Here is a 17,974-nt window from a genome sequence, read left to right as displayed (position 1 = left end):
GTTAAAATTTTACAATGAAGGCATCTTTGAAACCTTTCTTGCTCATTTCCAACAAGTAACCTCTAGCTGAACTAAAATTATCAAACTTACCAGCAATATAAATGACTTGTTGTGCTTGAGTATGAATAGTGGTTAAGTTTTCAATACCTTCAACATCAATCAATTCGTCAAATATACCCAATTGTACTCTATAAACCACATCTTTTGAATTTTCTGATGCTTCTTCTTCAGAATATAAGCTCAAAATCTCATTTTGAAGTTGTTTACTCTTTTGTTTTTCTAGCTGAAAGGATTCTGCAAATTGAACAGCAATGCGTTTTTGTTCTTCATTTTGTTTATTAACAATGTCATATTGTTCTTCTAAAAACTTATTTCGTTTTTCTATACTTGCATACTTAGACTCTAGTTCTTGTAATTTGTCGTATTTCAATTTTAAGGATTCATTCGTCAATTGAGCTGTATTTAATGACTTGCTAAGTTTTGTATTCATAGTGGAATATTTTTCTAGTGAGTTACGAATACTAGCCTCATTTTTTTCCAATTGTTCGTTTTTAGAATTTAAAGTAGTGACTTGACTATTAAGCTTAGAGTTTTTACTTTTTAATTCTGCAAGTTCTCTTTGAAGTTCTAGAAGAGATGAAGATTTTTTCTTCATACTGACTATTTCATCGGTTTTACTTTTAAGTTGAGCATTGGTTTTTTCCAATAAAAGCTGAGTTGTTTCATATTCTTTTTTGATTCTTTGATAGTCTGTGTTTTCAGCTTTTAGTGTTTTGACTTCTTGACTAAGCTTAGTGTTAACACTTTCCATTTCAATAAAACCGTTTTTAAAATCTTCGTTCTCACTTTTCATTTTAGCAACCTCTATTCTCTCATTGTTTAAGCTTTGTATTTTTGAGTCTAAAGATTTCTTCTCGCCCTCTAATTTCACAATCAAATTTTTAGCGGATAACAACTCTTTTTGAGTATTTTTAAGGTCATCACTTAATTTATTTTTTTGAGTGTTTAGGCTTTCCATTTGACCTTGAGATGCGCTTAGTTTAGAAGTTGAGTTTTTTTGAGCAGTTTTCAATGCACTTACCTCTTGATTTAAACTCTTCTCAGTATTTTTGATAGTTGTTAATTCCTTATTGAGTTGATTGACTTTTGTTTTTAGCCCTGCGTTCTCCTGTTTTACATTCTCTAGTTGCTCTTTAACATCAGCCAAAGATTTTGTAGCGCTGATAACCTCGTTTTTTGAAGATATAACAGATTGCGTATTTTTCTTTATATCATTTTTGAGGCGTGTATTTTCTTCATTTACTTTTGTCAATAGTCCAATCTTTTGATTTAAGGCTTTATTTTCCTTTTGCAAATCAGAGTAATCGTTAAGTTTTTCTTTTAGAACTAAGTTTTCACTTTCTATTAAACTGGTTTTTTTCAATTTTTCAGTTAAAATTTGATTATCTGTTTTTAGTGCTGTAAGCTTATTGTTTTTTTCAATTAACATTTCATTTTCTTTTTTTAGACTTTCAATTTTTGTTAATTGTTGCTTGAGGTTATTGTTTTCTTTTTCTAATACTTCATACTTTTTAGCTGATGTAGAAAGATTATTCAATTGGGTTTTAATTTTTACCAAATCTTCCTTTGTTGACTCTTTTTCTTGCTCGTAAATTGTAATGTAATCTATTCTAGCTTGAGAATTAGGACCTATTATAAAGCCGAACCCACCACTTGTGTGTTCTGGTGCTTCAAAAGTACTGATGTGTTTGTTGTTTATGAATAAATCGTATTTACCACGATTTGAAATGATGTCGATGTAATTATAGACTTCGTTCTTGTTGATGTTTTCACTTTTTACCCAGCCATCATTAGATTCTGTACCACTTAAAAATTTAGAAGATGTTGTTATTTTTCTGATGCGATACTCTTGTTTACCATTGATTTCTACCCCTACTGTTTCACTGCCATCAACAGGAGTATTCATCACAATACCAGCATAACTATTTCTTTTGGTAGATGGACCGTTCTTGATAGCGGTTTTAATTCTGTATTCTTCCGATTTTATTATATTTTTCGAAAAAATAATATGATGTACTAACGGATTTGTTCTATTCAAGAATAAGTCGCCATTATCTATAATGATATAATTTTCACTATCGACCAAGCTAGAAAAAGTTGAATTGCTAGAATTAAAATTTTCTTTGAAAATTTCTTTTTGGAACTGTTCTGTTTGTAATGTTTGAGTATATAGATTTAGGCATACAGATAGCCCGATTAGTAAGCTTATAATTTTTTTCATTGTTTTAAGAATTTGCCACAAATGTACTAAGTGTTAATCAGAATTAAAAGTATAAATTTGCCATTATGAAAAAAAGTTACTATTTGTGTTTGTTAGCATTAACTACATTATTGGCATGTGAGACAGATTTTGAGGTCAATGCACCTTGGAAAGAAACGGCTGTAATCTACGGATTACTAGATCAGACCGTCGATACTCAACGAATAGTTATATATAAAGCTTTCTTAGGACAAGAAAGCGCTTACACAATGGCTCAGGAAGCGGATTCATTTTATTATGCTAAAGATGATTTAGAGGTTTTTCTTTTCGGTTTGGATAACGATGGGGACACTCTACAGGAAATAGAACTTGAATATCAGCTTACTAATAACAGATTCAATACGGGTTTTGATACCATATTTTCTACCGAATATTCTGTGGAATATATTACAGCAGAACCACTCAATCAGTCTTTGACCTATCATTTATACGTCCATAATGTAGTTTCAGACTACGTAGCTCGTTCCTCAACAAACCTCATCGAACCTCTTGATATAAACCCAGGCTTTACAGATGAAATCACATTCTTTAAAAATAATGAGTACAGAATACATAGGTTGAGATGGACGTCTTCAACCTTTGGCAAGATTTATAAGCCCTTTATGCGTTTTTACTATTATGAAAAAAACGTTACAACCAACGAAGTTGTTCGTAAATATAAAGACTTAAGTTTTCCTCAAATGTTTTCTCAGTCTATTAGTGGCAATCAGAATATGGAGTTAGCTATTACTGGAGAAAATTTCTTTTATTTTGTTAAAAATAGTATTGAAGAAAACATCAATATTTTGAGAATAAACGCTAAAAGTTTAGAAGATGGTTTTCCAGAATACGACTATTGGCAAGGAGGGATTGATTTTTATTTCTTAATAGGTGGAGAGGCCATTGCTCAATATATTGAAATTAACAATTTACCATCGGTAATATTCCAAGACCCCCCAACTTATACTAATATTGAAAATGGTAGAGGTGTCTTTTCTTCTAGATTAAATGCCGAATCCTTAGGTAAATTTCTTGATATCCCCACCCTTATTGAGTTAGCTAATGGAGATGTAACAAATGAGCTTAATTTTATAGAGCCATAAAGTCTGTCATTTTGTCCCTTTTTTCTGAATTTATGTCATTTCATTAAATAATTTTCTTTTGGCACAGCCTTTGCTTCATACTTAGGCAAACAATGCAACAAATTAAAATTATATACCATGAGCAAAATTATTGGAATTGATTTAGGAACTACCAACTCTTGTGTTTCTGTAATGGAAGGTAACGAGCCAGTTGTAATTCCTAATAGTGAAGGTAAAAGAACAACACCTTCAATTGTAGCTTTTGTTGAGGGAGGAGAACGAAAAGTAGGTGACCCTGCCAAAAGACAAGCTATTACTAACCCAGAAAAAACCATAGCGTCAATTAAGCGTTTTATGGGAGAGTCTTTCTCTAAGCTTCAAAAAGAGGCTGAGCGTGTGCCTTACAAAGTTGTTAAAGGGGACAACGATACGCCAAGAGTACTTATTGACGATAGAAAATATACGCCTCAAGAAATTTCGGCAATGATTCTTCAAAAAATGAAGAAAACGGCTGAAGATTACTTAGGTCAAGAAGTTAAAGAAGCTGTAGTAACAGTACCAGCTTATTTTAATGATGCACAACGCCAAGCTACCAAAGAAGCTGGTGAAATCGCTGGTTTGAAAGTAAGTAGAATTATCAACGAACCTACTGCTGCAGCCTTAGCTTATGGCTTAGACAAAGCCGACCAAGACAAAACAATTGCTGTATTTGATTTGGGTGGAGGTACTTTTGATATATCTATCCTTGAATTAGGAGATGGTGTTTTTGAAGTTAAATCTACTAATGGTGATACCCATTTAGGTGGTGATGACTTTGACCAAGTATTAATTGACTGGATGGCTGAAGAGTTTAAGTCAGAAGAAAATATTGACTTGCGTCAAGATCCAATGGCTTTACAACGTCTTAAAGAAGCGGCTGAAAAAGCTAAAGTAGAGCTTTCTTCAAGTGCTCAAACTGAAATTAATTTGCCTTATATTACAGCAACAGCTTCAGGACCTAAGCACTTAGTGAGAACCTTAACTAAGGCACAATTTGAAAAACTTGCCGATAAACTTATTCAAGCGACTATTACTCCTTGTAAACAAGCCATCAAAGACGCTGGAATTTCTGCCAGTGAAATTGACGAAGTTATTTTAGTAGGTGGTTCTACTCGAATACCAGCTATTCAGAATATTGTTAAGGAATTTTTTGGCAAAGAACCGTCAAAAGGTGTAAACCCTGATGAAGTAGTCGCTATTGGAGCTGCTATTCAAGGTGGTGTACTTACTGGCGATGTAAAAGACGTTCTTTTATTAGACGTAACGCCACTTTCTTTAGGTATAGAAACTATGGGAGGAGTAATGACTAAGTTGATAGAATCGAACACAACTATTCCTACCAAAAAGTCAGAAGTCTTTTCTACAGCTGCTGATAATCAACCTGCCGTAGATATTCACGTACTACAAGGCGAAAGACCGATGTCTGCAGATAACAAGACTATTGGAAGATTCCAATTGTCAGATATACCACCTGCACCAAGAGGAGTGCCTCAAATTGAAGTTACCTTTGATATTGATGCTAATGGTATTTTGAATGTTTCTGCTAAAGACAAAGCAACAGGCAAAGAGCAAAACATTAAAATTGAAGCTTCTTCGGGTCTTTCAGATGAAGAAATTGAAAGAATGAAAAAAGAAGCTGAAGCGAATGCCGATGCAGATAAAAAAGCTAAAGAAGAAGTAGAGAAAGTTAATGCTGCCGATGCTATGATTTTCCAAACTGAAAAGCAGTTAAAAGATTATGGTGATAAATTGTCTGATGACAAGAAAAAACCTATTGAAGATGCTCTAGAAGGTTTGAAAAAAGCACACGAGAGTAAAGACCTTGCTGCTATAGATTCTGCAATGGAAACTATCAATACAGCTTGGACTGCTGCTTCTGAAGAAATGTACAAAGCTACACAAGAGCAACAAGGTGCTGAAGGTGCCGCTCAGCCTAACGCTGAGGGTGGTGGAGCCGATGATGTTACTGATGTAGATTTTGAAGAAGTAAAAGAAGATAAGTAAATAATAACTTACTTAATTTTAGTTAGTAAAAAAAGCCCTACCAGATGGTAGGGCTTTTTTTTTGAATTTATACAATAAATAAAACTTAAGTATGTTATCTTACTAATTTTAATACTTATTTTACCTAAAACTTAAACTATGAAAACAAACCCCATTATCTTATTTGGAAGTGTATCAGCTACGAATAAGAACAAAAGAAGTGTTTTAGTAATCCTGCTCTTCTTTTTAATTCTGTCTAACAATTCTTATTCACAAATTCCTAAAATTGAAAACTATTCTGTTGGTTATCTGAATGAAACTATCTTTCGGTCTGGTATTATTGTAGGAACAGAATGGACACAAAAAGAATGGAATGCAAGTAAGCTCGGTAATAGTGATAGAAATATTACTAAAGAAAGAGCATACATCATAAATCCTCAATTTGGATTATATAATCATGTAGATAATCACACAGGATTAATAACTAAGGTGGATTTTACAGCAATGAGAAAAATATCAGAGAGTCAATTTTCACACAATTGGTCTTTAGGATTAGGACTGATAACGCAATTTAATACAGGAACAACCTATGTATTGAAAGAAAATAAAGAAATTTCGGAGGAAAAAAATGCAAGAAGAACATATTTTAATCCATCAATAAGTTACACTTTAGAGCGTCAATTAGATGCTATGAAAAGTGTATTCGCCAAATTGGGCTTAGGCGTTAAGACCCCTTATAACGCTTGGATAGCACCCACATCATTAATTGTAATAGGAACAAAAATTAAACTAAACTAAACTAGTCATGAAAAAATATAATTTAATCATAATCTCATTATTTGTCATCAGTACTTTAATGTTATCATGTACCAAGGAAAATATTAGACAAGGACAAATGAAAGAAGAGTTTTATCTCAGAAATGGGGATGCAGATATGCCTGTTTTTATGAGAGGAAACCCCGAGTCTAAAACCATTATTTTATATCTTCACGGAGGGCCTGGTGGTGAAAGTACCTCTTCAATATATACTAATGCTTTTTTGCAGCTTCAAGAAAAGTATAAAATAGCTTTTTTAGATCAAAGACAACAGGGTAATGCACATGGCAAAACTAAGCTTAAAGATATTAGTTTCGATAATTTTACAGAAGATGTCTTTCTTTTGACACAAGTTTTGAAAAAGCGTTATGGTGAAGATTCTCGAATATACATACTAGGTCATAGTTGGGGTGGAACTTTAGGAACAGGTTTTATGATAAATGAAAGCTATCAACAAGAGGTAGAGGGTTACATTCAAGTGGCTGGTGCTTACGATTTGCCACTGCTTGGTAAAAGTGTTGTTGAGATGGTAAATGAAATTGGAAACGAGCAGATTAATCAAGGAAAAGATGTTGCAAAGTGGCAAAAAATGATAACAGACATTAATAAAACAAATGAAGATGGTTTAACTTCGGATGAAATATTAAAACTCGGCTCTTATGCAAATGATATATGGCAAGAAAAAATGCTCACTGACGAAATTTTTGATATACCTTCTGCAATAAAGTTTGCAGAGGAACCTAAAGACGTTGATGTTCCGGTTTATCCAAAAGCTTATGATATGTTTGGTGCATTAGCTAACGTTTGGGCCATTATTAAGGTCAATTATGGCAAAGGGGGCTTAATGGAAAAAGTACTGGAGTTATCTATGGCTGATGAATTGTATAAAATCAAAAAACCTACCTTATTAATTTGGGGTAAATACGATTTTACGGTTCCTCCAAAATTGGGTGAAGTTGCCTTGCAAAATATTGGCGCATCAGAAAAATCTCTTAAAATTTATGAGCATTCAGGACATGTCCCAATGGCTTCAGACCCTGATCGTTTTGTAAAAGATGTTAGTGAGTTTATTGATAATAATTAGATGACTACTATTAAAAAAGCCCTACCAAATGGTGGGGCTTTTTTTTAATTATTTACTTACTCTATCAATATCTCTTTGGATATCTCTGTCTTTTATCGTATTTCTTTTGTCATGAAGTTTCTTACCCTTAGCTACAGCGATTTCTAATTTAGCCCAACCTTTATCGTTAATGAATAAGCGTAGCGGTACAATAGTTAGTCCTATGTCGTTTAATTTTTTTCTAATTTTATCTAACTCTTGTCTATTTAGCAATAGTTTTCGATCACGTTTAGGTTGATGGTTAGCATAATTGCCAAATTCGTATTCATCAACATGCATACCTACGATAAAAAGCTCATTTCCTTTAAATGAACAAAAGGAATCGCTCAAGTTTGCCTTGCCATTGCGTATAGATTTGATTTCTGTACCGCTAAGCTGCAAACCAGCCACATACTTATCAAGTAGGGTGTATTCAAATCTAGCCCGTTTATTTTGGATATTTACCGCTTTCATCAGGCTGCGAAGTTAAGGATTTTATCCTAGTGCAACATCAAGTATCATCATTACGATAAATCCTGCAATAAGCCCCATTGTAGCTAAGTCGGTATGTCCACCACTTTGACTTTCAGGGATTACTTCTTCTACTACAATGAATATCATTGCTCCTGCAGCAAAGGCTAGGGCATAGGGCAGTATTGGCAATGCATAAATTACAGTGGCAGCACCAATCATAGCAAAAATAGGTTCTACAATAGCTGATAATTGCCCCCATTTCCAACTTTTCCATTTACTCACTCCTTGTCTCCTGAGCGGCATAGAAACAGCAAAGCCCTCAGGGAAATTCTGTATGCCAATGCCAATAGCTAAAGCAATAGCTGCTCCTATTTCAAAACCTGGAATGCCATGTGATATGGCTCCAAAAGCGACACCTACAGCTAAACCTTCAGGAATATTATGGAGAGCAATAGCTAATACTAGTAAAATAGTTTTTTTCCACTTGGTTGGATAGCCTTCTGCTTCTTCAACTTTTTTGAATAAATGTAAGTGAGGTATTATTTTATCTAACCCAAAAAGAAATAAAGCTCCCAAGAAAAACCCAATAGCAGGAGGAAACCATGAAGGTAAATTAGTGTTGCCTATTTCATTTTGCATTTCTACATAGCTGATAGCGGGGGAGAGTAGAGACCAAAAACTAGCTGCTATCATAACACCACCAGTAAAGCCTAAAGATGTATCTAAAATTTTTCGATTAGTATTGTTAAAGAATACGACCAATGCTGCACCTGATGCAGTCAAGCCCCAAGTAAATAGTCCAGCTAATAAAGCTTGTAATACAGGGTGTTGTTCGATAAACCAAGTGTATAAATCTGTCATTTTTGTTTAATTAATAAGTTTCTTGCTACATCATTGCTAATGTGTGCTAATTTGTTGTTTATTGTTATTTCTAGTGAATTGTCAAAGTCTATTTTTTTAAGAACGCTGATAGATGTTCCCAGTGTAATGTTTAAGGAATTGAGGTATTGTAAAAAGGATTGATTGTCTTGAGAAACTCCTACAACTTGTCCACTGCTTCCTTTTTCTAATTCGCTAAGTCGTTTTGAAAATGATTTAGGAAATAGTCCGTCTTTATTGGGAATAGGTTCTCCATGTGGGTCGTGTTGTGGATAGCCCAAGTAAGCATCTAAACCATCTACTAATTTTTGTGATTTGATGTGTTCTAATTGCTCAGCAACATCGTGAACCTCGTCCCATTTGAATTGAAGTTTAGTGACTAAAAAAACTTCCCAAAGACGATGTTTTCTAACAATTTCTACGGCTTTCTTAAGACCAGATTTACTAAGACTTACTCCACGATAGGGCACATAATCAACCAATTGTTTATCTGTTAACTTTTTAATCATATCTGTAACAGATGATGCTTTGGTCTCTAGCTCATCAGCAATAGAATTAGTAGATACTGAATCTTCGGAATTTTTGGAAAGTTTGAGTATCGCTTTCAAGTAATTTTCTTCAGCCAACGTAATCATGATGCAAATATAATAATTTTATACGTCTAATTTAATTTTTAGTCTTACCTAAATTTAGCTGCTTTTATGAAGTAAAAAATGTATTCAATTTTACACAAGAATCCCCTTTAATGGATTTGCAACATTCTTTTTGTTGATGATTTTGTTACCTCATACGCTGATGGTTTTTTACAAAGCAGACGTTTTTTACTTGAGCTTAGTGTTAGGCTTTAATTTTTTTTAAATTTACCCTATGGATATTGAGTGGAGATTTAAGTCGTTTGAGGATTTGACAAAATCGGAATTACACGATTTGATGATTTTACGTCAGAAAGTGTTCGTAGTCGAACAAGATTGTCCCTATCAAGATGCCGATGAAAAAGATAAAGATTCACATCATTTATTGGGCTATATCAAGGGTGTTTTGGTAGCTTATTTACGTTTAGTTAAACCAGGGATAAGTTATGAGGAAATGTCTTTTGGAAGGATAGTTACTGCTCCAAGTCATAGAGGAACAGGCTTAGGAATAGCACTTATGAGAGAAGGTATAAAGCAATCCATTACACTTTATGGCACATCTAAAAACCGTATTTCTGCTCAATCGCATTTATTGCCATTTTATCAAAAATTTGGCTTTGAATCTACTGGAAAAGAGTACTTAGAAGATGACATTCCTCACACTGAGATGATAAAAAAATAAATATATTTGAGTACCTATAATTTTACTAATTATTTATCGTTGGCATAATTGAAAACTACATAAATTATATTAATGCTATGAAATATTTACTAACTCTATCACTATCCCTATTTTTATTTTCTAATTGTAATTTTAAAAAAAACTCTACTCCACCAATGGCAAAAAAAATTCCTACAGCTTTAAACTATCATAATGATACCATTATTGACGACTATTTTTGGATGCGTCTCTCGGATGAACAAAAAGAAGCTGAAGAATTAGACGAACAAACTCAAAATGTCATTGACTACCTTAATTTGGAAAATGATTATTTAGAGTCTCAAATGGCTGAAACAGAATCTTTTCAAAAAAAATTATACGAAGAATTTGTATCACGCATTAAGCAAGATGATGAAAGTCTACCTGTAAGTTATAATGGATATACATACTACATTAAGTTTGAAGAGGGGCAAGATTACGAATGCCATTATAGAAAAGCTAATAATGATGACGCCCAAGAAGAATTATTATTGGACATTCCAAAGATGGCAAAAGGTGAAAATTATTTTGATTTAGGAGACAAATCCATCAGTGAAAATAATCGTTATATGGCTTATAGCATTGATTTGGTATCTCGAAGACAATACACCATTCATATAAAAGATTTGAAAACGGGCGAAATATTAGAAGATAAAATTGAAAATACCACTGGTAGTATATGTTGGGCAAATGATAATAAAACTATTTATTATACCAAACAAGATGAAGTGACCTTGCGTTCAAATAAAATCTTTAAGCACACCCTAGGAACTGAAACTTCACAAGATGAACTTGTGTATGAAGAAAAAGACGAAACTTTCAGTTGCTATATTTATAAAACCAAATCAAGAAAATATCTGCTGATTGGCTCCAGTCAAACATTATCCACTGAGTATCGTTTTTTAGATGCAGATAATCCAGATGGTGAATGGCAGGTTTTTCAAGCAAGAGAACGAAATTTAGAGTATAGCATTAGTCATTTTGAAGATCATTTTTATGTACTTACCAATTGGGATGCTAAGAACTTTAGACTAATGAAAACATCTGTTGATGCCACTTCAAAAGAAAATTGGAAAGAGCTTATTTCACACCGAGAAGATGTATTGATAAACGATATTGAAATTTTTAAAAATTATTTAGTTATAAAAGAGCGTAAAAATGGATTAGACCATTTGAGAGTAAAAAGTTGGTATGATGATACGGATTACTACATTGATTTTAAAGACCCTACATATTCTTTGTTTTCTAGTTCTAACCTAGAGTTTGACACTGATACATTCCGATTTGTTTATACTTCTTTGACCATTCCTTCTACGGTATATGGCTTCAATCTTTTAACCCAAGAGCGTACTTTGTTGAAGCGAGACGAAGTATTGGGAGGAGGGTTTGAATCGGATAATTATACTTCAGAACGCTTATTTGCCACAAGTAGAGATGGAAAAACTCAAATTCCTATTTCACTAGTTTATAAAAAGGGTTTCGAGAAAAACGGAGAACAGCCACTTTTACTGTATGCGTATGGTTCTTATGGATATAGTACGCCACCTTATTTTAGTTCATCAAGATTAAGTTTATTAGATAGAGGTTTTGCTTTTGCCATAGCGCACATTAGAGGAGGACAGGAAATGGGGCGTCAGTGGTATGAGGATGGTAAGCTTCTAAAAAAGATGAATACATTTTATGATTTTATCGATTGTGCAAACTACCTTATTGATGAAAAATACACCTCCTCAAATCATTTATATGCCAATGGCGGAAGTGCAGGTGGTTTATTGATGGGGGCAGTCATTAATATGGCTCCAGATTTGTGGAATGGCGTAATTGCTGAAGTACCTTTTGTTGATGTTATTAATACCATGTGGGACGAATCAATACCACTAACTACTGGTGAATTCGATGAATGGGGAAATCCTAAGGATAAGAAATATTACGATTACATAAAATCATATTCTCCTTACGATAATGTTAAAGCGGTTGCTTATCCCAATATGTTAATTACTACTGGTTATTGGGATAGCCAAGTACAATATTGGGAACCAGCGAAGTGGATAGCCAAGCTAAGAGAGTACAAAACGGATGATAATTTATTAATGATGTATTGCAATATGGATGTAGGTCATGGTGGAGCATCAGGACGTTTTAAAAGTCTGAAAGAGGAAGCATTAAAAGTTGCCTTTCTACTCAAGTTAGAGGGGATAAAAGAGTGATAGTTATCATATTTTCCTAAAACTTACTTTCTGACCTTTGCCTACTATGAATAAGTCTTCGTTGATTAACAAATACAATGTTTCTGGTCCTCGTTATACCTCTTATCCTACAGTGCCTTATTGGGACGATTCAAACTTTACCAGCGAACTCTACTTGCATACTTTAAAAAATACATTTGAAAGTAGTAATTCGCAAGGAATTAGCCTTTATATACATCTTCCTTTTTGCGAAAGTCTGTGTACGTTTTGTGCTTGTCATAAGCACATAACTAAACGGCATGAAGTCGAAGAAGAATACATAGAAACTTTATTAATGGAATGGGCACTTTATGTCAATTTTTTAGAACAGAAGCCACAGATTAGTGAAATCCATTTAGGAGGTGGCACTCCTACTTTTTTTTCGGCTAAAAATCTATCTAAACTCATAGAAGGTATTTTACAAAAGTCTATTTTAAGAGAAGATTACGATTTTAGTTTTGAAGCCCACCCCAACAATACTACTAGAGAACAACTTCAAGTTTTGTATGATTTAGGCTTTAGGAGGTTGAGTTTAGGAATTCAGGATTATGATAAAAAGGTTCAAAAAGCAATAAATCGCATACAATCCTTTGAACAAGTAAAAAAAGTAAGCAAGTGGTCCAAGGAAATCGGTTACACTTCTATTAGTCATGATTTAGTTTTTGGATTACCTTTTCAAATCCTAGATAATATGAAGGATAGTATTAGCAAGACAGTTAGCCTATTGCCTGATAGAATATCTTTGTATAGCTATGCCCATGTGCCTTGGATTAAAGGAGTTGGACAGAGAGGTTTTGATGAAAAAGATTTGCCAAAAGCAAAAGAAAAAAGACAATTGTATGAAGTCGCTAAATCTGCCTTTGAATACTATGGCTATCACGAGATTGGTATGGATCATTTTTCCTTAAAAACGGACAACCTATTTCAGTCATTTAAAAATAAAAAGCTGCACAGAAATTTTATGGGTTATACTACCAATAAAACAAAGCTCATGATAGGTTTGGGTATGTCAGCTATTGGTGATAGTTGGGGTGGGTTTGCTCAAAATGTAAAACATGTAAAAGATTATCAAGAAATGGTCAAAGGTGGTCATTTACCTTTTTATAGAGGGCATATCCTTAGTTCTGAAGATAAAATAATCAGAAAGCATATACTTAATTTAATGTGTTATCAAGAAACATCTTGGCAAGATGAGTCCATGCAATTTGAAGGAATTGGACATACCTTAGAATTGTTGGAAGAGATGAAGTCAGACGGTTTACTTACAATTGAAGGAAAATCTTTAGTTGTAGCTAAAGAGGCGATACCATTTATTAGAAACGTCTGTATGGCTTTTGATAAATACTTGACGAGAAATCAGCCAGAAAAAGCCATCTTTTCAAAAACGATTTAGTTTAAATATACAGCTTCTTTTGTGCCTAATTCTACAGTAACGTGTTCTTGTAATGTTGTCGCTAGTGATAAGCCTACCACATCAGCTTTTATGGGGTAAGTTTTATAATTTCTATCAATGAGTATAGCTGTCATTAATTTTTTGATAGGTTGATTTAAGAAGTATTGAGCACCATACATCAATGTTTTACCAGACTTAAGTACATCATCGACTAATACGACCACTTTATCATTCAATTCGCTATGCGCGCTCACTTGAACAGGTGACGATAGGGGATTGAGTTTATCTAGTTTTACTTCTATGACTTCAACCATAATGGAAGAAATATCGCTTAAATGTTTGCTCAAACGCTGAGCTAAAATACTCCCTTTAGGACTTATGCCTGCAATAACAATATGGGATTCTTGATGATTTTTTTCTAATACTTCCCATGCCATGCGACATAGCTTTTGCTCCATCTGTTGAGCGTTAAGTACTACAGTTGTTGATGAATTGATTTTCATAGCGCTAAGTTAAGCAATCTTGTTTTTTTAAAGAAATAAATAACTCTCTACCTTTTCTAGCTTCTATGGAATTGTCAGCGATTTGCATGTATTCTATGTCGTAATGAGAAGAAAAGAGTTTTTGATATTCTTCTTTGCTTCCTCCAAATGGTGGGTGGTCGTTTCCAAATTCTTCAGCAAACAATAAGCCAACAATTTTTCCATTTTTATTCAGTAAATCTGAAGTATGCTTCACATAATCCTTTCTTAAATTAGGGCTTATGGCGCAGAAAAAGGTTTGTTCTAAAATGAGGTCATATTGTCCTTGATGTTCAAAGAAGTCAACTTCTATTAATTGAGCTTTTGGAAAACTAGGGACTCGCTTTGAAAATTCACCTAAAGCTAATGGGGAGAAGTCAAGGATAGTTACCTTTTTAAAACCTATTTGGTGTAGGTATTCAGCCTCATAAGCTCTTCCACAGCCAGGTATTAGGATGTTTATGTCTTTATCTTCTACACTATCAATGAAGGTCTTTAGAGGGGTGGAAGGATAGCCAATATCCCAACCAGTTTGTGCTGTCCTATAACGATTATTCCAAAATTCTTTATCTAACATCTTACCTTTTTTCAAGCAGCACTACATTTTCAACGTGGAAAGTTTGAGGAAACATATCAACGGGCTGAACTTTAGTCACTTTGTAGTGTTCGTTCATTAATGCCAAATCTCTAGCTTGTGTTGCAGGGTTACAACTTACATAAACAATACGTTTAGGGTTTACATCTAATAATTGACCAACTACTTTTTTATGCATTCCATCTCTAGGAGGGTCAGTAATTATCACATCTGGCTTTCCGTTCTTGCGTATAAAATCTTCGGTGAATATTTCTTTCATATCACCCACGTAGAATTTACAATTGTCTATACCATTATTTTTAGCATTTTCTTTAGCCGCTTCAATAGCTTCAGGTACAGACTCTACACCAATCACTTTAAGAGCATTTTTACCAACGAATTGAGCAATAGTACCTGTTCCGGTATACAAATCGTAAACAATATCATTTTTCTCTATTTGGGCAAATTCTCTAGTTATTTTATACAGTTCGTAAGCTTGTTTGGAATTGGTTTGATAAAATGACTTGGGTCCAATTTTAAATTTTAAACCTTCCATTTCTTCATAGATACAGTCAGCACCACTAAAAGTGATAATATCTAAATCGAATATCGTTTCATTGCCCTTATCGTTAATGGTATATAATAAAGATGTGATTTCAGGAAATTGTTCTTCAATGTAGTTGAGTAATCCTAACCTTTTCGATTCATCTTCATAAAAGAATTGGAAAAGAACCATAATTTCTCCTGTACTGCTCATTCGAATGGTAAGCGCTCTTAAAAAACCTTCTTTTTCAGCAATATCAAAAAAATCGAGTTCATTTTCAATAGCATAGTCTCGAGCTGCTTTGCGTATGGCGTTAGATGGTTCTGCTTGAAGATGACATTCATTAAGGTTAATGACTTTGTCCCAAAATCCAGAAACTCTAAAACCAGCACCATTTCGGTTGTATATTTCTTTGCCTTCCGCACTTTCTTCTTCAGTTATCCAACGTCTATTTGTAAAGGCAAAGTCCATTTTGTTTCTATAGCGGAACTCATTCTCACAACCCATAATAGGATTGACTTCAGGTAAGTCTAAACCACCAATTCTATTCAAAGAATCCATTACCTCTTTTTGTTTGAATTCTAGTTGATGCTCATAGCCCATAAATTGCCATTTACAACCACCGCACAGACCAAAATGCTCGCATTTAGCTTCTCGTCTTCTTTCAGAAAAAGAATGAAATTTAACAGGCTTACCTTCCAAAAAAGAACGTCTTTTTTTATGAACTAATACATCACATACATCACCAGGAACGGCTCCTTCAACAAAAAGAACTAATCCATTTTCTAGACGAGTAATTGCTTTTCCTTTAGCTCCTGCATCAGAAATATGAACATTTTCTAAAACTATCTTTTTACGCTTTCTTCCCATGGCGCAAATATAGAATTTTAAGCACTGCATTTTGATTTTAAAATCATTGATTTTTCTAACTTTGTCTTTCAAAATTACAAGATATGTACTCATCACAAGAACTCATTGAAATAGAAGAAAAATATGGTGCTCACAACTACCACCCACTACCTGTTGTTTTATCAAAAGGTAAAGGTGTGTATGTTTGGGATGTTGAAGGAAAACAATATTTTGATTTTCTGTCTGCCTATTCGGCTGTCAATCAAGGCCATTGCCACCCTAAAATTATAAAAGCACTTACGGACCAAGCCTCAACTTTGACGCTTACTTCTAGAGCTTTTCACAATGATATTCTTGGTCAATATGAAAAATTCATTACCCATTTGTTCGGCTATGATAAGGTTCTGCCTATGAATACAGGAGTTGAAGGTGGAGAAACAGCTAATAAATTAGCTCGTAAGTGGGGTTATATGAAAAAAGGAATTGCTGAAAATAAAGCACGTATTATTTTTGCAAAAGGCAATTTTTGGGGGAGAACATTAGCCGCTATTTCTAGTTCTGATGACCCTACATCTTACAAAGGTTTTGGTCCTTACATGCCGGGTTATGATTTAATACCATACAACAACTTAGATGCTTTAGAAAGGGAATTAAAAGACCCTAACGTTTGTGCTTTTATGGTAGAACCTATTCAAGGTGAAGCAGGTGTTGTTGTCCCTGACCAAGGGTATTTAGCAGGTGTTCGTGCTTTGTGTACAAAGTATAACGTTTTGTTTATAGCTGATGAAGTTCAAACGGGTATTGCTAGAACAGGTAAAATGTTAGCTTGTGATTTTGAAGACGCAAGACCTGATATTTTAATTCTAGGAAAAGCCTTGTCAGGAGGTGTATTACCTGTTTCTGCTGTTTTAGCTGACGATGATGTGATGTTATGCATTAAGCCTGGCGAACACGGTTCTACTTTTGGGGGAAATCCTTTGGCATGTAAAGTAGCTCAAGCAGCTCTTGAAGTTGTAATTGATGAAAATTTAGCCCAAAAAGCTGAGGAATTGGGTCATATTTTCAGAGATGAATTACAGCAACGTTTAGGTCATTTGAATATCGTTTCAAAAATTAGAGGAAAAGGGCTGTTAAATGCCATAGTAATCAACGATACAGAAGATAGTTCAACAGCTTGGGATATGTGTATGTCATTAAGGGATAATGGACTTTTAGCAAAGCCTACGCATGGAAATATCATTCGTTTTGCTCCACCATTGGTCATTACTAAAGAACAGCTTTTAGAGTGTGTCAATATCATAGAAAACACTATAAAATCTTTTGAAAAATAAATTTTGTAACTTTACAAAGTGAATAAGATCGCAAAACATATCATTAGCCACCTTTTATGCCTGTTTATGCTGGTTGGTGCTATTGGTATTCCAGTAATCTTTAATCATTCTCATAAATCAGATATTATATCAGTAATAAATCAGTCTGATAATATTTGTCAAGAAGCAATGTCTTGTTGCGAGACAGAGCCAGTAGAACAAGAAAAAGTGGTTTGTTGTTCGACAGAACCTGTAAATGAGGTAGAGAGAATTTCATCTTGTAAATGTAATATTCTTGCCTCTTGTTGCTGTTGTTTTTTAGATGTTCGTTTAGTATCATTTGTGTTTGATACTCCTGTTAATGAACCTGTATCTATTCCATCATTTGTGCAAGCTTTTGTTAGAGATATAGGCATTAAAGAACTTCTAAGCTACTACTCACATTTATCTTGGTATAATTTTGATTTACCACCTCCCAAAACCTATTCTCAACAGTTAGCACTTTTTCAAGTATTTAGAATTTGATTATTGACTGAGCTAAAATCTTAACAG

At 33.9% G+C, this 17,974-nt stretch carries 16 protein-coding genes; 9 read left to right on the top strand and 7 right to left on the bottom strand.

Going from position 1 to position 17,974, the window contains the following annotated elements:
* Nucleotide 1 precedes the first annotated feature (1 nt).
* Entirely contained in the window at nucleotides 2-2,281 is a 2,280-nt protein-coding gene (locus ISP71_07695) for a hypothetical protein (protein ID MBL6663968.1), read from the bottom strand.
* Nucleotides 2,282-2,346: 65 nt separating this feature from the next.
* On the opposite strand from ISP71_07695, the gene ISP71_07690 reads away from it, so the two are divergent.
* The 4 genes from ISP71_07690 to ISP71_07675 all read left to right on the top strand — a co-directional run bounded on the left by ISP71_07690 (nucleotide 2,347) and on the right by ISP71_07675 (nucleotide 7,303).
* The gene (locus ISP71_07690; GenBank protein MBL6663967.1) at nucleotides 2,347-3,402 is read left to right on the top strand and encodes a hypothetical protein; all 1,056 of its coding nucleotides are present in this window, start codon (nucleotides 2,347-2,349) and stop codon (nucleotides 3,400-3,402) included.
* 117 nt (nucleotides 3,403-3,519) lie between these two features.
* The gene (gene dnaK / locus ISP71_07685; protein ID MBL6663966.1) at nucleotides 3,520-5,424 is read left to right on the top strand and encodes a molecular chaperone DnaK; all 1,905 of its coding nucleotides are present in this window, start codon (nucleotides 3,520-3,522) and stop codon (nucleotides 5,422-5,424) included.
* A 138-nt stretch (nucleotides 5,425-5,562) separates the two neighbouring features.
* A complete protein-coding gene (locus ISP71_07680) occupies nucleotides 5,563-6,201 on the top strand; it encodes a hypothetical protein (protein MBL6663965.1) in 639 nt (212 codons plus the stop codon).
* Nucleotides 6,202-6,208: 7 nt separating this feature from the next.
* Nucleotides 6,209-7,303, top strand: coding sequence for an alpha/beta fold hydrolase (locus tag ISP71_07675; protein MBL6663964.1), 1,095 nt, complete (start codon nucleotides 6,209-6,211; stop codon nucleotides 7,301-7,303).
* A gap of 48 nt (nucleotides 7,304-7,351) precedes the next feature.
* Here ISP71_07675 and smpB read toward each other — a convergent pair whose 3' ends face one another.
* The 3 genes from smpB to ISP71_07660 are packed head-to-tail and all read right to left on the bottom strand — an operon-like array spanning nucleotide 7,352 to nucleotide 9,306.
* Nucleotides 7,352-7,798 carry an SsrA-binding protein SmpB gene (gene smpB / locus ISP71_07670; protein MBL6663963.1) on the bottom strand — a complete coding sequence of 149 codons (447 nt, stop codon included), beginning with the start codon at nucleotides 7,796-7,798 and terminating at the stop codon, nucleotides 7,352-7,354.
* A gap of 18 nt (nucleotides 7,799-7,816) precedes the next feature.
* On the bottom strand, nucleotides 7,817-8,656 hold the full coding sequence (locus tag ISP71_07665; GenBank protein ID MBL6663962.1) for a ZIP family metal transporter: 840 nt from the start codon (nucleotides 8,654-8,656) through the stop codon (nucleotides 7,817-7,819).
* Nucleotides 8,653-9,306 (bottom strand): metal-dependent transcriptional regulator, encoded by a 654-nt coding sequence (locus ISP71_07660; GenBank protein MBL6663961.1) that lies wholly within the window; start codon nucleotides 9,304-9,306, stop codon nucleotides 8,653-8,655. Before ISP71_07660 ends, ISP71_07665 begins: the two co-directional genes overlap by 4 nt.
* Nucleotides 9,307-9,547: 241 nt before the next feature.
* Here ISP71_07660 and ISP71_07655 point away from each other — a divergent pair, with 241 nt between their 5' ends.
* The 3 genes from ISP71_07655 to hemN all read left to right on the top strand — a co-directional run bounded on the left by ISP71_07655 (nucleotide 9,548) and on the right by hemN (nucleotide 13,624).
* Nucleotides 9,548-9,988, top strand: coding sequence for a GNAT family N-acetyltransferase (locus tag ISP71_07655; GenBank protein ID MBL6663960.1), 441 nt, complete (start codon nucleotides 9,548-9,550; stop codon nucleotides 9,986-9,988).
* A 77-nt stretch (nucleotides 9,989-10,065) separates the two neighbouring features.
* Complete coding sequence (locus ISP71_07650; GenBank protein ID MBL6663959.1) at nucleotides 10,066-12,213, top strand: S9 family peptidase; 2,148 nt, start codon at nucleotides 10,066-10,068, stop codon at nucleotides 12,211-12,213.
* Nucleotides 12,214-12,259: 46 nt separating this feature from the next.
* Complete coding sequence (gene hemN, locus ISP71_07645; GenBank protein ID MBL6663958.1) at nucleotides 12,260-13,624, top strand: oxygen-independent coproporphyrinogen III oxidase; 1,365 nt, start codon at nucleotides 12,260-12,262, stop codon at nucleotides 13,622-13,624.
* Here the strand turns inward: hemN and ISP71_07640 are convergent.
* Genes ISP71_07640 through rlmD form a run of 3 tightly spaced genes read right to left on the bottom strand, consistent with a single transcriptional unit; the run spans nucleotide 13,621 to nucleotide 16,133 of the window.
* A complete protein-coding gene (locus ISP71_07640) occupies nucleotides 13,621-14,127 on the bottom strand; it encodes a phosphoribosyltransferase (protein MBL6663957.1) in 507 nt (168 codons plus the stop codon). The two genes, hemN and ISP71_07640, sit on opposite strands and share 4 nt — an antisense overlap.
* A gap of 4 nt (nucleotides 14,128-14,131) precedes the next feature.
* Nucleotides 14,132-14,722, bottom strand: coding sequence for an SAM-dependent methyltransferase (locus ISP71_07635; protein MBL6663956.1), 591 nt, complete (start codon nucleotides 14,720-14,722; stop codon nucleotides 14,132-14,134).
* 1 nt (nucleotide 14,723) lies between these two features.
* Complete coding sequence (gene rlmD / locus ISP71_07630; protein ID MBL6663955.1) at nucleotides 14,724-16,133, bottom strand: 23S rRNA (uracil(1939)-C(5))-methyltransferase RlmD; 1,410 nt, start codon at nucleotides 16,131-16,133, stop codon at nucleotides 14,724-14,726.
* Between the two features lie 83 nt (nucleotides 16,134-16,216).
* Here rlmD and rocD point away from each other — a divergent pair, with 83 nt between their 5' ends.
* A complete protein-coding gene (gene rocD / locus ISP71_07625; protein ID MBL6663954.1) occupies nucleotides 16,217-17,443 on the top strand; it encodes an ornithine--oxo-acid transaminase in 1,227 nt (408 codons plus the stop codon).
* 18 nt (nucleotides 17,444-17,461) lie between these two features.
* A complete protein-coding gene (locus tag ISP71_07620; GenBank protein MBL6663953.1) occupies nucleotides 17,462-17,947 on the top strand; it encodes a hypothetical protein in 486 nt (161 codons plus the stop codon).
* Nucleotides 17,948-17,974: the final 27 nt, after the last annotated feature.

It is taken from the genome of Flavobacteriales bacterium (assembly GCA_016779995.1).
In the GTDB taxonomy this organism is placed as follows: domain Bacteria; phylum Bacteroidota; class Bacteroidia; order Flavobacteriales; family UBA7312; genus UBA8444.
The sequence above is the reverse complement of the archived record's forward strand: the minus strand, read 5'-3'. Positions and strand labels throughout refer to the sequence as shown.

What these genes read in the sequence shown, in the direction of transcription:
- ISP71_07665 (MBL6663962.1), bottom strand. Translation starts at nt 8,656, where the DNA reads ATGACAGATTTATACACTTGGTTTATCGAACAACACCCTGTATTACAA.
- dnaK (MBL6663966.1), top strand. Translation starts at nt 3,520, where the DNA reads ATGAGCAAAATTATTGGAATTGATTTAGGAACTACCAACTCTTGTGTT.
- rocD (MBL6663954.1), top strand. Translation starts at nt 16,217, where the DNA reads ATGTACTCATCACAAGAACTCATTGAAATAGAAGAAAAATATGGTGCT.
- ISP71_07680 (MBL6663965.1), top strand. Translation starts at nt 5,563, where the DNA reads ATGAAAACAAACCCCATTATCTTATTTGGAAGTGTATCAGCTACGAAT.
- ISP71_07650 (MBL6663959.1), top strand. Translation starts at nt 10,066, where the DNA reads ATGAAATATTTACTAACTCTATCACTATCCCTATTTTTATTTTCTAAT.
- ISP71_07640 (MBL6663957.1), bottom strand. Translation starts at nt 14,127, where the DNA reads ATGAAAATCAATTCATCAACAACTGTAGTACTTAACGCTCAACAGATG.
- ISP71_07695 (MBL6663968.1), bottom strand. Translation starts at nt 2,281, where the DNA reads ATGAAAAAAATTATAAGCTTACTAATCGGGCTATCTGTATGCCTAAAT.
- rlmD (MBL6663955.1), bottom strand. Translation starts at nt 16,133, where the DNA reads ATGGGAAGAAAGCGTAAAAAGATAGTTTTAGAAAATGTTCATATTTCT.
- ISP71_07690 (MBL6663967.1), top strand. Translation starts at nt 2,347, where the DNA reads ATGAAAAAAAGTTACTATTTGTGTTTGTTAGCATTAACTACATTATTG.
- hemN (MBL6663958.1), top strand. Translation starts at nt 12,260, where the DNA reads ATGAATAAGTCTTCGTTGATTAACAAATACAATGTTTCTGGTCCTCGT.
- ISP71_07635 (MBL6663956.1), bottom strand. Translation starts at nt 14,722, where the DNA reads ATGTTAGATAAAGAATTTTGGAATAATCGTTATAGGACAGCACAAACT.
- ISP71_07675 (MBL6663964.1), top strand. Translation starts at nt 6,209, where the DNA reads ATGAAAAAATATAATTTAATCATAATCTCATTATTTGTCATCAGTACT.